Here is a 16,083-nt window from a genome sequence, read left to right on the forward strand (position 1 = left end):
GTTACCTAAAAACCGACTCCCAAAAGCGACGTGTTAACGTCATTAGTAAAAGGGGATGACATATAGTCATCCCCTCTTTTTTGCCCCTAAACTACTTACTTTAGTAGGTGGATATCATTCGACTAGGCTTTGCCTGTAAACTCAAGTGTTTTCCAGATATGGTAGCTTTGATTGTTGGCTCACGTTGCAATGACATTTAAAGCTCGCAGCAAGCACATCCTGTGGGCTCGACGAAAACATCCATGTTTTCAATGGCTTTAAATGTCATTACAACTAGATGCTATCACTACAGCTGATTAAATTCCCTCCTACGGGGCCACACAAAGCTACCTTGTTTAGCTTGCTTTATAGGGAATTCTAAAGGCTATGGTGTAGGCCACTGGCAACACAATTAGGGTTAGCACTGAGGCAAAACCTAAACCGAAGATAATGGTAATTGCCATTGAGCCAAAGAAGGCATCAGATAATAGTGGCACCATACCTAGCATCGTGGTGATTGCAGCCATTAATACCGGACGTACACGACTGACCGACGAGTCGATAACCGCTTGCAGCTCTTCTTTACCCTGGCTGAGTTCAAGGTTGATTTGATCAACCAGCACAATGCCGTTTTTGATGATCATCCCGGTTAAACTGAGTAGGCCTAGTAGCGCCATAAAGCTAAACGGTGCGTCAAATAGCAATAGTCCCGATACCACACCAATGAGTGCCAGCGGCACAGTAAACCAAATCACCAAAGGTTGTCTGACTGAGTTAAATAGCAATACCGTTATTAAGAACATTGCTAAGTAACCCATGGGAATCGAGCTAAATACTGAGGCTTGTGCTTCAGATGCGGTTTCGTACTCGCCGCCCCATTCAAGCTCATAGCCGTCTGGTAGCTCAATCGCTTCAATCAGTGGGCGCACCTTTCTAAAGACTGAATCGGCAGTTTCGTCGATGCCATTGACCGGATCGGCTAACACAGAAATCATACGTTTACGGTCGCGGCGCATGATTAATGGGTTATCCCAGTCGGTTTCAAATTCAGACACGACTTGTGATATAGGCACAAATACATTGTTGTCAGCGCTCCATACCTGTAGCTTCCAAATGCTTTCGGCATCTAGGCGCTCCTCGGCTGGTGCGCGAGCGATGATCGGCAATAGATGACTATGTTCACGGTATACACCCACTTGCTTACCGCTAAAGTTAGTCAGTAGTGCATTGTCGAGGTCAGACTTACTAATACCGGTTTCGCGTGCTTGCGCCATGGCAAGTTGCGGGCGTACAACCGGCACTTGGTTACGCCAGTCGTGTCGCACGCCATTTGCAGTTGGCTCAGCTTTTAAAATCGCTTCAGCTTTGGCAGCCAATTCACGCAGCACTTTAGGGTCTTCACCATAAAAACGTGCTTCGATTTTTGCTGCTGGGCTAGGGCCGTTTTCCATGTACTTAAAGCGATACTCGGCCTGCGGAAAGCGCACACTTAACTCACGCTCTAAAGTGCGCATATAGTCATTAAGCGTGGTGAGGTCTTGCATTTCTAACAGTAACTGACCGTAAGCGGCGTAACCTTTTTCAGGTGCATAGGTGAGTACAAAGCGCTGCGCACCTTGACCAATCACGGTAGTTAAATTAACTAGCCCAACGTCCTTTTCAGCTTGCTCTGCCATTAGGTTGGCTTCAATGTCATGTAGTAAACGTTCAGTTGCCTTTACATCTGTACCTTCTGGCATCCAAACATCAACAAAGAAAATAGGCGTGTTTGATGCAGGAAAGAACACATTCTTTACGTAACCAAAGCCTAAAACTGACACAACTAATGCAGCGATAACTAGCATCATCGCGACCGCACGGAAGCGAATAGCTAGCTTGAGCGACCACTTATACGCAGTAAATAAGATTCCCTTGTATGGGTCGTTGTCTGATTCATTGTCATCCTGCGCACCGTCTTTAAACATCATGTTGCAAAAGAAGGGCGTTAAGGTCATTGCGGTTATCCAGCTAATAAATAGTGAGATAAGCAACACCTGGAACAATGATACACAGAACTCACCGGTAGCATTGTCTGATAGACCAATTGGTGCAAAAGCAATAATGGCGATGATGGTTGCGCCCAACAGAGGCCACTGGGTTTGTGACACTACTTGTTTAGCGGTTTCAAGACGAGTTTGACCACGCTTGATACCAATCAAAATACCTTCGGTAACGACGATGGCGTTATCAACCAGCATACCTAGGGCGATAATCAGCGCGCCCAGTGAGATGATTTGTAGCTCAATATTCAGCACCTTCATCATGATAAAGGTGCCAAGGATGGTGAGTAGCAGTACTAGCCCCATCAAGATACCTGAGCGCACGCCCATAAATACAAGCAGTACCGCAATTACGATCGCGATAGATTGCATTAGGCTAATAACAAAGCCATTAATGGTTTCATCAACCATTTTGCTTTGGTCATAGACGGTGTCGAGTGACATACCAATTGGTAGCTCGTTTGCTAGTTCAGCCATGCGCTGATTAACGGCTTCACCAACCTTAACTACATTAACGCCGCTCGAGAAAGATATACCAATCGATAATGCTTGCTCGCCCTGGGCATGGTAAATATTATCCGGCTGCTCTTCGGTGTCTTTATAGATAGTGGCAATGTCACCTAAATGAACTAGATCTGTGCTGCCTGGGGCGCTGATAAGTAAGCGCTCCATTTGCTTAACGCTATCAAATTCACCGGTTGGGCTAATGCGTACTCGGTTGTCTCCTACAAGGGCGCTGCCTGCATTAGATACTACGTTTTGATTGGTGATCAGACTGTAAATGTAGTCTTGATTTAACCCAAGGGCGTTAAGCTTTTCGCTGGAGATTTCAACAATCACTTGCTCGCCAATAGTGCCGGCTACATTGACCTTTTTAATGCCTTTTACTAGTACTAACTCACGACGTAAAAAGTCAGCGTAGTTTTGCAGCTCGCGCATGCTGTAGTCTTTACCGCGCAGATTGAGCAAGATACCAAACACATCGCCAAAATCGTCAATCACGCTTGGGGTTGCGACACCCGGAGGCAGGCTAGGAATGGTGTCGTTTACTTTGCGACGCACTTCATCCCAAATTTGTGGAAGAGCATCTTTGTCGTAGTTTTCTTTAATTTCAATCTCAATTTGCGACATGCCAGCGCTGTTAATTGAGCGTATGTTTTTAAGTGCATCTAATTTTTGCAGCGCGTCTTCAAGTGGCAGAGTGACTTCTTCCTCTACCTGTTCGGGCGCAGCGCCTGGATAGGCGGTAACAATTAGCGCATTCTTAATGGTGAACTCAGGAAATTCGAGTTGTCCTAATTGGGTAAATGAAATACTGCCACCGACTAGCAACAGCAGTGCAAACACCCAACTAACAACCTTATGGGTAATAGAATATTCAGCAAAATTCATGGCTTATACTCCACGCTGCCAGCGCAGAGGTTTTACTGCTTGGTCCTGTGATAAGTATTGAATGCCGGCGACGACAACTTGCTCGCCTTGCTTTAAACCGTTAACGATTTCAACGCCGTCGGTTGTGATGTTACCTACGCTCACCACTTGTTGAGTGACGGTGCCGCTTTGCTCTTGGTATACCCACACCACCATTTTGCCGTCTTGGTCGCGTTTAATCACTGCACTATTTGGTACTACAGTGATGTCTTTATCTTGTGGTGCTGTTAACACTGGTAAGCTTACTTCCGCGCTCATGCCTGGCAGCACTGCAACCAGCTTGGGTTTTGGCAGGGTGAATACCACTTCATAGGTTTGTGTCCCTGGCGTAACCTGAGTTGCATGCTCTTTGAGGCGCATAGCAAAGGTGTGTTGCTTGTTACCTGCAAAGCTGACTTGAGGTTGTACGCTGGCATTAGGATCGAATTGGGTGAAGCTTGTGATTAGGGTTTCAGGCACCTGAATAACAACGTCAATCGCACTATCTTTTTGAATGGTTAACACTGTTTGGTTTGCCTGCACCATTTGGAAATTTTCAATGGCGATTTTTGCGATAGTGCCGTTATAAGGAGCTTTGAGTTCTGTGTAGCTAAGTTGGTCTTTGGCGTTGGCAAGGTTTGCCTTGGCCGACTTAAGCTTCGCTTTTGCCAGGTCAAACTCAGCTTGCGAAATTAGCTTTTGATTTAATAGCGTGCCGATACGGTCAAAGTCTGCCTTTGCTAAATCATAGTCTGCTTCACTACGCAGTAAGGTGTTGCGAGCATCGCGACTATCAAGACGCGCTAACACATCTCCTTTCTTAACATGTTGGCCTTCAAAAAGAGGTTGCTCAATCATTTGCCCCTGAATGCGAAATGCCAGTTGCGCTTGTTTAGTCGCTTGGACTTTAGCCGGGAAGTTACGAATAGCACTGCCGTTGAGGTCACCCACTGTCATTAGTTTAACTGGGCGAATGGTTTGTTCCACTGACTCCATTGATTCAGTGCTGCAGCCGGTGGCGATGATAGCCAACAACACTAATGGGATAGTTGATAACGGAAATTTCATTTATTAAGCCTCAATTGGTGACAGTTGTTGCATTTTTGGTGCGTGTTGCGATAGGGCGCAACAATAGCAGGCTTGAAAGTTTATTAAAACGGAACATAATGAAACTTAAGATTCCATTTATTGGAACTCAATTCGGTTGCAGTTTAGGGTGACATGTGAACAATAAGTTAGCCTTACGCAGACTCTGACCGAAGATTGCGGATCGGCTTTGCTAGTCTGCTTGGTGACTAATTGAGATTATATGACTCAGGTTTAGGTTAAATAGATATATGAAAACAGAAGACATTAAGTTGTTTCATCGCGTTGTTGAAACGGGCAGTTTAGTTGAGGCTGCGGATATTCTGAATTTGCCTAAGTCGACCTTGAGCCGTCGCTTGCAGCAGTTAGAAGACGAATTAAAGGTCAAGCTGTTCCATCGTCAAAGCCGCTCGATGACGCTCACCGCATCTGGTAGTCATTTCTATGAAAAGAGTACGGCTATGATGGCAGAGCTTGAACAAACCATGTTTGAGTTAACTGATGCCAAATCTGAGCTCACCGGACACCTACGTATCTTAATTGCTCCTATTCCTGAGATGCTCAATATTACCCGTGCAATTTTCAAGTTTATGGATGCCAACCCAAGTATCTCAGTAGAAATCATGGTCAGTGCTGAGCCGCAAGACATGATTCGCAATAACATCGACTTGGCTTTTATGCTTGAAGACTCTTTTAACGAGAATGAAATGGTCGCCCGCCATGTGATTAACGAAGCGGTCGAGTTTTTTGCCAGTCCTGAGTATGTGGCTAAATATGGCTTACCTACTAATGCTACAGAGTTACTTGAGCACAATACTGTTTTATTCCGTTATCCCAATGGCAAGATATTTAATGAAGTGCCTTACAGTGACGAGGTGACTTTTAAACTCAACGGCAATATTTGTGTTAACAACCTTGAAGTGAGCTTAGAGGCAGCTTTGTGTGGGCGCGGCATTACTATTTTACCAACACCTTATTGTCAGGAATATTTAGATTCAAACCAGCTAGTGCGGGTGTTTGAAGATATGCCTCCGTATCGCGGTAAGTGCTTCTTAGTTTACCCTTCACGTCGCTATATTAGCTTGGCTGCGCAGCGTTTTATCGATCATGTATTGGTTGTCATGGCGGGCTGTGACAAAAATGACTCTGGTTTGGGCAACTCCGTTTGTTCATAACTGTAATCTTATAAATCGCGGTAGTTAGTTTAAACCTGCCACCTCATAGAAAAACCTGAAAATGTAACACGATGTATCTATAATCTGATCGAGATTAGATTTATTAAAATAGAGCAACGGCTTACTTAAGAGGCTGATGATATGAGCGCAAAAACAAAACTAACAAGCTTTATTGGAGCGCTATTTGCTCTGATTATTTTCATTATTTCCCTTGAGGGCTATATCAACTTTCGCAGCGCATCTGTCGACAGCTTCACCAACAAACTATCGAGTGAATCCAACCTAATTGCTAATGCCGTGGAAGAGAAAATGATGCGCTATTTTGATGGCCTAACCATGATCTCCCATACCATGGATATTGATGCTGAAGGCAACTTTGACCGTGACAAGCTGCTGGCCCAGTTGAGCGTGTTACACAAAGACTTGAACGTCCTAGAGGCATATATTGGTTTTAAAAGCGGCGATACTTATTTACCCAACGGACAGATCCCTAATTTTAACGCTGCAACCTTAAAGCGTGAATGGTATACCCGCGGCTTTGCTAATGAGTCGCATATTGTCACTACACCTTATGTTAGTAGTAATGGCATGCATGTGATGGCGGTCGCTGAGCCAGTTATTCGCGATGGTAAGGTGGTCGCAGTGCTGTGTGTGAATATTGGTGTGCAAGAAATCTCAACCTTTATTGCAGGGTTGCTTGAGCTTAATCAAGTGTTCGTGAGCCGTGAGGATGGCTTTTTACTTGCGTCTAAATTCCCGGATCATATTGGTAAAAATGCCTTTGAGTTATTCCCAAGCTTTAAGCAGTATTCTATGGCTGCAACGACTACCCACGAGATTGATACCGAGTTAGGGGAGGTGCTAGTCGCCAATGCGCGCTTTGACAATTTAGGCTGGAATGCTTGGGCATGGGACACGCTAGAACATATCCATGAACCGTCGAATGCATTTTTATGGTTTAACTTGGTGGTCGCGATTATTTCACTGACGGTGGCTGCGTCGGCAACTTACTATCTGGTGATGAATCTAATGTATCGTCCAATTGGCGGTGAGCCAACCGAAATTCAGGCGATCGTCGAACGTGTAGCAAAAGGCGATTTATCTCGGGCAGGAACTGAAACTGGCAGTGAAACCGGGGTATATGCCGCGACATTAGAGATGGTGTCGCAGCTAAAAATGACATTAGATAAAATCAATCAAGTATCGAGCCACTTAGACCGTTCAGCAGAAGATATTACTGTGATCGCTCAGGGCGTGAATAAAAGCTCTGAAGAGCAAATGTTGCAGCTAGAGCAAACCTCAACAGCAATGAATGAGATGACGGTAACGGTTGATGAAGTCGCCCGCAATGCGCTGCAAGCGTCTAACTCAGCGAATGAGGCCAACGGCTCATCTGAGCAAGGCATGGTGATTGTCAACGAGATGAATCAGGAGATCCAAAGTCTGGTTGGTGGTCTTGAAGATGTGGTTGGCGTGACAACTCGCCTTGAGAAAGAAACTCAGAGCATTGGCAGTATTTTGGATGTGATTGATGGTATTTCAGAGCAAACCAATTTGCTGGCATTAAATGCGGCAATTGAAGCTGCTCGCGCTGGCGAGCATGGCCGCGGCTTTGCTGTGGTAGCCGATGAAGTGCGTAATCTTGCTAATCGTACCCGTGAAAGTACCCGCGAAATTCAAGACATGATTAATACCTTGCAAGCAGAAGCAAAGCGCTCGGTTAATCTTATGCAGGTGAATATGGATAACGCGCAGAAAACGGCAGAGCGCTCTGAGTCTGCCAATGAAGCTTTAGCTGTGATCCAGCAAGCGGTGATGTCGATTTTAGATATGAACAACCAAATTGCCACAGCTGCGGAAGAGCAAACCCATGTTGCGAGTGAGATTAACCAAAGCGTGGTTGCGATTAACGACTTAGCCAAAGAAACGTTCGAGCAATCAGAGAATAACAATCAACTGGCAGCGGGGCTGAAACAGGCATCAGGCCAGTTAACCGAGTCTGTTGAAGCGTTTACGTTGAATTAGTTTAGGCTTGGAGTGGGCTATTTATCCCGACTTCTCGTTATCTAACAAATGGCTGGCAGATACGATCAAGCGGCAGTTTGGGGTCGAGTAAGCGCCCTTGCTGCCGCGCTTGTGTTAGGAACTCGACACTAAGGTTAGGGTTGTTAATTCCAATGACTCGACGCTTATCTATACCTGCACGCATCAAGTCAGGACAAAACTCGGCATAAAACAGCTCATTAAGCTTACCGCTTTGCTCAAGCATCAATAACCCTTGCTCAAGTCGCTCTGCAAGTCTTGGATGATTTGGCGACACATAAAAAACCGTCAGTATTGGAATACTAATCAGTACACTGTTATCAATGCTAAGGTTTGGGTATTGCTGATGATTGGCTTCAAGTTCGTTGTAAGCCTCGTTAATGCCGCGGCTGAAGGTATCAAAGCGGCCTCTATTTAGCATGTTGAATAGGCTTTGATAGTCGGAGCCATCAACCACCTTAAAGCCTGCGTTTTTTAATAGCGGATATACCGACCAATAGGGCAGTAACCCAGTTGGTAGCTGTTTGAGTTGCTGTTCTGACAAGTCTTTCAAAGGTGGCGCTAAGTCTTTGCGCACCATAAACACTCTCAGCCCCTGAATACCTTTAAGCAGTGGGAAGTTAACTTGAATAAGTTGCTGTTGCCATTCAACTAAGGAGACTTGTGGCACAACAGTGACCAATTCACCACGCTTTAATTCCTGAAGCGTTCGGTCACGGGTCATGGTTGTCGGAGCGTGTTGCAACTTAGTCGCGCCGTATTGTTCTGTTGTTTGAACTAAAATAAGTTCGAGTAAACGATGGCTAAAATCGTAGCGTGGGTCTTGTTTGGAAAGTGGTAGATTGATGATAACTTTGTCGCTTGCAAACACTGAGGAGGCAAGTGTTGCAGATAGAAGCCAACCAATGCAGCAAAGCTTAAGCCAGGTCATCAATTTAGTCATCTTAGATTTAGATTGGATGCGCAGATATTAACAAAACGTACGAGACTTTTCGATGATCTGTCACAATCTCACTTAGGATTTGGTGGTTGCTGCCGACCTTTATAAATGAAATCAATATTTAAGCAGACAAAAGTAGCATAAATTTGCCATACTAAGTGCAAGCGAACTACAGCAAGTAAGCAGCAGTTTATTTAATGAAATTAAGCCGTTACCATATTATTTCGCCTGGCATTCAACCTTCTGGTTATCCATTCAAAGGTAAACAGCAGGGGTTTAGCCTGGTTGAGCTCGTCACAACTATCATTTTGATCGGCATTATTGCGGTGGCGGTGTTGCCGCGTTTGTTTTCTGATACCACTTACAGTGCTTTTACTCTGCGCAATGAGTTCATATCTGAGCTGCGTCAGGCACAAATTCGTGCACTCAATAATTCAGACCGTTGCTTTGCCATTGAAGTGTCTGCGACCAGTTACCAACAACATCAATATTCAGGGCGCAGCGGCAATCAGTGTACAGGTCTTATTCGCAGTGAAGCGAGTCAGGCAATTCAAGGCGGCGCGCAAATTAGTTTAACGGCTAATGCCAGTTCAAGTTTTACCGTTACCTTTGACTCACTTGGCCGTGTGCTTACACCTAACTGCAGCGGCGATTGTTTTACGATAAATGCGGTTGATACGCTGAAAATTGCCGTTACTAGCGAGGGTTATATTTATGCGCTTTAATCCTCAACGAATAGTAAAACCCTTAACACTTCATCGTGGCTTTACCCTAATTGAACTAGTAATTGGCATGTTGGTGTTAAGTATTGCCATTGTGCTGATGACCAGCATGCTGTTTCCACAGGCCGATCGCGCAGTAGAAAACTTACAACGTGTGCGTTCGGCCGAATTGGCACACTCTGTAATGAATGAAATTTGGGGTAAGCGTTTCGATCAAAACACCAACCCCAATGGTGGCAGCCCTGCTTGTGATAGTGGTCTACCATTTGCGCTCGCTTGCTCAACAACTTTAGGCGCAGAAGCTGGAGAAGGGCGCAATGACTTTAATGATGTGGATGACTATATAGGATTGAATATCAACAGTAATATGTTTGACTCAACTCAAACCTATGCCGACCTTTATCCTAATTTTGGCTTGTCGGTATCAGTTGAGTATGTCGATGCGGCAACGCGTGCGGCTAAGCTGATTACAGTCGATGTCACCACTCCCACAAACGAAGTAATTACTTACCAGTCAGTAAGGAGTAATTACTAATGCGGCGTACAAAATTCAGCCTCCCGGTCATCAAAAATCTTGGTTTTACTTTGGTAGAGATGGTCACTGTTATTCTTATTTTGGGGATTTTAGTGGTTGGGGTAAGCAGCTTTATTATTTTTGGTACCAGAATCTTTATTGAGTCTAGCTCAGTTGATCAGGTGCTAAGTCAAAGCCGGTATGGGGTTGAGCGTTTAACGCGTGATTTACGCAATGCTGTGCCAAATAGCGTGCGCTTGTTAACTGACGGCAGCGGCTTATATCAGTGCATTGAATTTGTGCCAATTAAATCGAGCAGCAGTTACCTTAACGCTCCCATCGCACCTGACCCTGTTGCTGGCAGTATGAGTGTGTTTCGCTCGCCAACGGCAATTGATAATGGCGATCAAGTCATGCTGTACCCACTTACCGCAAGTGAAGTGTATAACCCAACAGGAACTACGGCTAAACGTTTTAGCGTGCAAAGCACAGTGGTGACGGGCGATCAGGTCACAGTGAACTTTGCCAGTAATATTCGCTTTACTGAGGACTCACCACTGCAGCGAGTTTACTTTGCCGTACAGCCTGTGAGTTATTGTTTTATTCGTGCAAGTAGCAGTGTGGATGCCGAGTTAGTTCGTTATCAAAACTATGGTTATCAAACCAGTCAGCCTGCGCCCGGCAATATGGGGACTGGGGTGTTGATGGCGCAGAATGTGACTAATGCGTTTGCGATAGAGCCGGCGCTAATTGTGACACCTTCAAACTTGGTGACTAATGCGTTGGTGCATGTGCAACCAAGGTTCAGTGTTAATGGTGAAACCTTTAAGTATCAACATCAAATACAGGTGATTAATGTACCTTAGCGGCAAGTCTCTCAATCAATTATCTGCGCAGCGAGGCAGTGCGTTGGTAATTGCTATCTTTGTCATTATTGTCATGTTTTTACTGGCAGGTAGCTTGCTGCGCATTGTTGAAGATGCTGATGAGGCTTTGTCGATGGAAGTGTGGGGTACAAGGGCATTAAATAGTGCCAATAGCGGCGCAGATGCTGCGTTAGCGCAGTTATTTCCACTGGGCGGCGTTGTGCAAACCTGTGCGGCAGTATCTGCTAGCTGGACACCGCCTAACACGCTAGGTTTTCATGGCTGTAGTGTGAGCATATCTTGCAGCGCGGCAACTGTAGGAGCGGATACACAATTTACCATTAATAGCAGTGCAACCTGCGAGACAGGCGGTTGTGGCACAGACGATAGCACTAATTGTTTACGAGTTAATCGTCAGGTGGAGGTAGAAGCACGTGGCAATTAAGCGAATTATTCAAACCACTGCTGCGCTAGTCGCTGGGCTGAGTTTATACAGTTCAGCGGTGTCGGCTTTTGACCCCATTGATGAAAATGCGATTTGGCCAGCGGTCGCTCAAGGTCATCATTCAAATACTAACAATGGTTGTAATCAAATCAGTAATCCACAGCTGACCATCTTTAACAACTCGAGTATTAACGGGACAGAGGGCAATGATTTAGACTTTTGCTCCATTAACTCCAGTAACGGCTTACCTAATGATAGTTGTGATGACGGGGCTGGAGGCACGCGTGCGTGTACTGTAACGGGCAGCTCTATTCGCGGCTTGCAAATGAACGGCAATCAAGGATTTCGCAGCAGCAGCGGCGCAGATGGTGGTATTGGATTTTGTCGTACAGGTGAGGTGTATAACTTAGGCGACTCAGGTGATACGCAATTTTCTTCATTGAGTTTATATGCCGATTGTGAAGTGAACTTTTCTAACAGCAACAGTGAATATCGTTTTAATAGTATTGCCATGGGGAGCGGCGCAAAGTTGGTGTTCCCTACTGGTGATTACTGGATAGGCAGCTTGCAGATTAATGCTACCTCAGAAATTGAAGCTGGAGAGAATACCCGTATTTTCATTAGCCAATTGGCTGGGGCACTAAATGGTGGTGTCATTAACAGCTTAGAGTCTGCTGGTGTACAAGTCATTACCTATGGCGGCTTTTCAATGAATAGCCAGTCAATTGTGAATGCGGATATGTACGTTGAGGAAGGACTCACTCTCAATTCAAGTACAGTCAACGGCCGGGTAACTGCTAAGTCTATTACCATGACGGGTACATCTGAGATTAATCGCCCTGCAGAACCAGTGGTACCATTTCACATCCAGTATGGCAAAGCGACATCAACCGTGGTGAGTTTTGACAATGCATTTCCTACTGGCGTTACCCCTTTGGTTTTCCTGATGCCAACGGTGGCTGACACCAGCTCTAACGGTGACGGCCCTGCTTCAGTGCGCTTGGTTGGTACCCCTTCAACAACCGGCTTTGTATGGGAGCAAGCTGAGCCGCCATCACCGGGTAATCGTTATACTCAGTCAGTGCAAATGCCCGAGGTTCATTGGATTGCTGTGACACCAGGCACCCATGATTTAGCTAACGGTCAGCAGTTACATGCCGGCACAGTTGATATTGACACCGTGATGTTTGGCGGCAATTCACCGTACACTGATGTGCCTTTGCCAGCGGGGCATGACGTATTTTTAAGTCAGCGCCAAACGTATGCGAACGATTGCTGGTTTACCACCACATCTCAGTTTACAAATACTGGTGCTGAGCTAGCCCTTGATACCTCTGAGGTCAGGAGTAATGCAGCGCGTTGCCAGCCTGCCAATCGCAATAATAATCAGATTGTTGCCGAGACGGTTGCCTTTATGTCAGTGCAAAGTGGTACCGGCGTACTGGCGCTTAACAGTGAGAATGTGAATTATCATTTTGGTGCTGGTGCCCAGACTTTCACTGCTGGCAGCATTCGAGATTTAAATTATCAATGTGCATTTACTACACCGCTTACAGGCTTTACTGATGTGCCAATATTTGTAGCGGGTAAAAATAGCCGTCGTGGCGGTGATGGTGGCTGGCTAAGGCGTTGTCAGTTAACAGAAGCCTTAGTTAGCATGGTTATTGATGAAGATACCTATCGTGATAGTGATCGCAGGCACGTTTGGGAGAACTATAGCTTCATTGCACTGCAAAAAGAGGAAGTTGTAGAGCAGTGTTTTACTGACGATTTTAATCGTAATGATCTAGGGACAGACTGGGTTACCTCAAGCAGTCGCGGTAACTTCACACCTAGTATTGTTGGCAGTCGCTTACGAGTCACTGAAGCTGCCGGTAACCAAGCAACCTCGTCTACTTACCAACGTTTGTTCTCGGGTAGTGATAACAAGGTGGTTATCGAGTTTGACCATTATGCATACGACGGCAGTGGCGCCGATGGTATTGCCTTTGTATTGTCCGATGCCTCTATTACGCCGCAACCTGGCTCTTATGGCGGGCCGCTCGGCTACGGCGCTCGCTCAAATGTTGATGGCTTTGCTGGTGGCTGGCTTGGTTTTGGTATTGATGAGTACGGTAATTTCTCTACCGAAGGCGGCCCAGATGGCCCGGGACGTAGACGTCAGTCAGTGGCGATTCGTGGCTCTGGTTCAGGCACATCAGGTTATAAGTATTTACGTGGCACTTGTGACAATGGGCAAACCAACCCTGGTGGTAACTGTTTAACGCCAACGGTGGATAACAATAATGTTAATCCGGCGCATCGATATCGTATTACGGTTGACTCTGAGGTTGCTGGTCAATCGATTGTGAGTGTTGAGCGCGATACTGGCAATGGCTTTACCATGCTTATCCCGCCATTCGACGCTGCTGCAGATTCCGATCAAGCAGCGATTCCTACCGACTTTTTGCTGTCTTTAACAGGCTCCACTGGCGGCGCAACCAATATTCATGAGATTGACAACGTTGAGATTTGTGCGCTCGAGTCTAGGCCAATTGGTGTAGTGATCGACCACTTTGAGTTTGACCACACCGGTAGTGGCTTAACCTGCGCGCCAGAAACTCTCACCCTAAAAGCTTGTGCAAACCCTGATTGTAGTCAATTGGTGCCAGATCAAGTCACTGCGACCTTAAGCCCAGCATCCATTCCAACTGGTGGTGGTTGGGTTGGCGGTAATGTGGTGACCTTTAGTGGCGGGCAAACCACGCTGCAGCTGCGTAATAACACGCCTGGCGCAGTTACCTTAGATGTAATCGGTTCAACACCTGGCGCTAAACCGTTTAGTCAAACTTTATGTTCAATAGCAGGTGGTACGGCAACGGCGGCGAACTGTTCACTCACGTTTGCTGACACAGGGTTTATTTTTGATACTGACGCGGCAAACAAGGACACGGCAACGCAATTTGCCAAGCTGGCGAACAAGCCGTTAAGTATGACCATTGCAGCAGTGAAAAAAGACGATGCCACTGAGCAATGTGTGCCAACCTTTGCCAATCAGGCTAAGAATATTAGTTTGTGGAGCAGTTATGTTGACCCGTCGGCAGGCGGCCTTGTGGCCACATCATCGGTCACGGTAGATAACACCAATATTGGTAAATCGGCGACTTCTGCGACTCAGCTGGCGCTTAACTTTGATGCCCAAGGTGAAGCTAGCTTTACCCTTAACTACCCTGATGCCGGTAAAATCCAGCTCGATGCCAGTTACTCGGGTACTGGTGAAGAGGCTGGACTGGTGATGACAGGTAATGTTGAAGTGGTGAACTTCCCTGTTGGTCTGTGCATTAGCCAAATTGAGAATCAGGCTACTTGCCCAAGTGGTGATGCTAGCTGCAGTGTGTTTAAGCGTGCGGGTGAAAGCTTCATGTTCGAGGTACGTGGTAAAGCCTGGCAAGCCGATGGCGACGCTGATTACTGCGATAACTTAAATACGCCAAACTATGCCCATGGCAATATGCAGTTATCACATAGTTTGGTTGCACCAAGCCCAGGTCAGCTAGGCAGTATCAGTAATGCTAGCTATAACCATGTCGCAGCGGTCAACAATGCCAATAACGTTACTCAAACCGTGAGTGAGGTGGGTGTGTTCGACTTTAGCGTGAAGCCACAATCGAGTTATTTGGGTTCAAGCTTTTACGATATTCCACAAGCGAGTACCGGCAATACAGGTCGCTTTGTGCCTGCAAGCTTTGCCATCAGCGGCGCAAGTGTTTTACCTGCCTGTGGCGGCTTTAGTTATATGGAGCAACCATTCCCTGTGGCATTTAATATCAGCGCACAGAACTTAAATTCGGTCACAACCCAGAACTATCAAGGTGCTTTTGCTAAAGGTACTGCTAGTCTGGCGGGCGAAAATGCCAATGATGGTGTCGATCTCAGTGCGCGCTTGAGTTCGCTTCCTGTAGGAAGTGGCTCTTGGTCAGCGGGTGTGGCAACGGTCGATTCAAGTTATCGAGCCACTTTTGCTAGAACCACTGCACCTAATGTAGATGGGCCTTATAGTCAGCTCGATGTAGGCGTGCAGGTGTATGATAACGATGGTGATTTTGCTTTTGTTGCAAGCCCTGATATGCGCCCAGATACTTCGGGAGACTGTCAAACTCCAAGTAATACCTGTACAGCCAAGCGCTTAGGTACAAAAGATATGCGTCATGGCCGTGTGTTGATGGACAACACTTATGGCCCTGAGTCGGAAGTGTTAATGATGCCGGTTTATGCCCAGTTCTGGAATGGCACTAACTGGCAGTTGAACACTGATGATAGCTGCTCAATTATCAATGGTGCGTTATCGCCGTTGGCTATCTATAACCCGGCTTTAGCTACCGGTGAAACCGTGCAGCGCAGTGGTCAGTTTGGACAAATTATTAATGGTCAGCAAACGCTGCTTTGGCAGAATGTTGGCACTAACAATTATCGTGGTCAGGTATTGTCACCATTAGATGTCGATAGCTGGTTAGAGTGGTATTGGAATTACGATAGCTTGTCTCCTAATACACTAAGCGATCCGCAATCAAGTGCGTTCTTTGGTCGTTACCGTGGACACGATAGAGTGATCTACTGGCGTGAGGTCAGGCAGTAATTCTTAAGCTTGGTTATAGCTCAATTAACAGAACTCAAGCGAACAACTCTCAGTTAGAAAACGCTGCTACAGGTGTATAGCTTGAACCTAGCTATACACCTGTTTTGTTTTTGTGGTGGAGTGGTTATAAATGCAGCAGTTTTAGCTTGTGCAAATATCAAATTTTATGGTTTTTTGTGTTTTCAGAATGCTTTTATAAAAAAACTTGCTTGATTAGCATTTGTTAACCTGTAAGCACTTGTGGAAACT

General features: G+C 46.0%; 10 protein-coding genes. 7 read left to right on the top strand and 3 right to left on the bottom strand.

Annotation, left to right across the window (positions count from 1 at the left end; all coding sequences use genetic code 11):
* Nucleotides 1-335: 335 nt before the first annotated feature.
* Both G3R49_RS00590 and G3R49_RS00595 read right to left on the bottom strand, forming a co-directional pair.
* Nucleotides 336-3,410: an efflux RND transporter permease subunit gene (locus tag G3R49_RS00590; RefSeq protein ID WP_130599261.1), complete on the bottom strand. Its 3,075-nt coding sequence runs from the start codon at nucleotides 3,408-3,410 to the stop codon at nucleotides 336-338.
* Nucleotides 3,411-3,413: 3 nt separating this feature from the next.
* A complete protein-coding gene (locus G3R49_RS00595) occupies nucleotides 3,414-4,496 on the bottom strand; it encodes an efflux RND transporter periplasmic adaptor subunit (RefSeq protein ID WP_130599259.1) in 1,083 nt (360 codons plus the stop codon).
* Nucleotides 4,497-4,765: 269 nt separating this feature from the next.
* On the opposite strand from G3R49_RS00595, the gene G3R49_RS00600 reads away from it, so the two are divergent.
* Together G3R49_RS00600 and G3R49_RS00605 are read left to right on the top strand one after the other, a co-directional pair.
* The gene (locus G3R49_RS00600; protein WP_167868308.1) at nucleotides 4,766-5,689 is read left to right on the top strand and encodes a LysR family transcriptional regulator; all 924 of its coding nucleotides are present in this window, start codon (nucleotides 4,766-4,768) and stop codon (nucleotides 5,687-5,689) included.
* Between the two features lie 141 nt (nucleotides 5,690-5,830).
* Nucleotides 5,831-7,714 (top strand): methyl-accepting chemotaxis protein, encoded by a 1,884-nt coding sequence (locus tag G3R49_RS00605; protein ID WP_167868309.1) that lies wholly within the window; start codon nucleotides 5,831-5,833, stop codon nucleotides 7,712-7,714.
* A 37-nt stretch (nucleotides 7,715-7,751) separates the two neighbouring features.
* Here G3R49_RS00605 and G3R49_RS00610 read toward each other — a convergent pair whose 3' ends face one another.
* Nucleotides 7,752-8,663: a hypothetical protein gene (locus G3R49_RS00610; protein WP_167868310.1), complete on the bottom strand. Its 912-nt coding sequence runs from the start codon at nucleotides 8,661-8,663 to the stop codon at nucleotides 7,752-7,754.
* A gap of 206 nt (nucleotides 8,664-8,869) precedes the next feature.
* Here G3R49_RS00610 and G3R49_RS00615 point away from each other — a divergent pair, with 206 nt between their 5' ends.
* Genes G3R49_RS00615 through G3R49_RS00635 form a run of 5 tightly spaced genes read left to right on the top strand, consistent with a single transcriptional unit; the run spans nucleotide 8,870 to nucleotide 15,834 of the window.
* Nucleotides 8,870-9,397, top strand: a complete 528-nt coding sequence (locus tag G3R49_RS00615) for a type II secretion system protein (RefSeq protein WP_167868311.1) — start codon at nucleotides 8,870-8,872, stop codon at nucleotides 9,395-9,397.
* Nucleotides 9,387-9,929, top strand: coding sequence for a prepilin-type N-terminal cleavage/methylation domain-containing protein (locus G3R49_RS00620; protein ID WP_167868312.1), 543 nt, complete (start codon nucleotides 9,387-9,389; stop codon nucleotides 9,927-9,929). Before G3R49_RS00615 ends, G3R49_RS00620 begins: the two co-directional genes overlap by 11 nt.
* The gene (locus G3R49_RS00625) at nucleotides 9,929-10,774 is read left to right on the top strand and encodes a PilW family protein (protein ID WP_167868313.1); all 846 of its coding nucleotides are present in this window, start codon (nucleotides 9,929-9,931) and stop codon (nucleotides 10,772-10,774) included. The genes G3R49_RS00620 and G3R49_RS00625 overlap by 1 nt, the downstream gene beginning before the upstream one ends.
* Complete coding sequence (locus G3R49_RS00630; protein ID WP_167868314.1) at nucleotides 10,764-11,219, top strand: MSHA biogenesis protein MshP; 456 nt, start codon at nucleotides 10,764-10,766, stop codon at nucleotides 11,217-11,219. The genes G3R49_RS00625 and G3R49_RS00630 overlap by 11 nt, the downstream gene beginning before the upstream one ends.
* The gene (locus G3R49_RS00635) at nucleotides 11,209-15,834 is read left to right on the top strand and encodes a DUF6701 domain-containing protein (RefSeq protein ID WP_348633893.1); all 4,626 of its coding nucleotides are present in this window, start codon (nucleotides 11,209-11,211) and stop codon (nucleotides 15,832-15,834) included. Before G3R49_RS00630 ends, G3R49_RS00635 begins: the two co-directional genes overlap by 11 nt.
* The last annotated feature ends 249 nt before the right edge of the window (nucleotides 15,835-16,083 follow it).

The sequence above is a fragment of the Shewanella sp. WXL01 genome (genome assembly GCF_012263345.1).
Classification (GTDB): domain Bacteria; phylum Pseudomonadota; class Gammaproteobacteria; order Enterobacterales; family Shewanellaceae; genus Shewanella; species Shewanella maritima.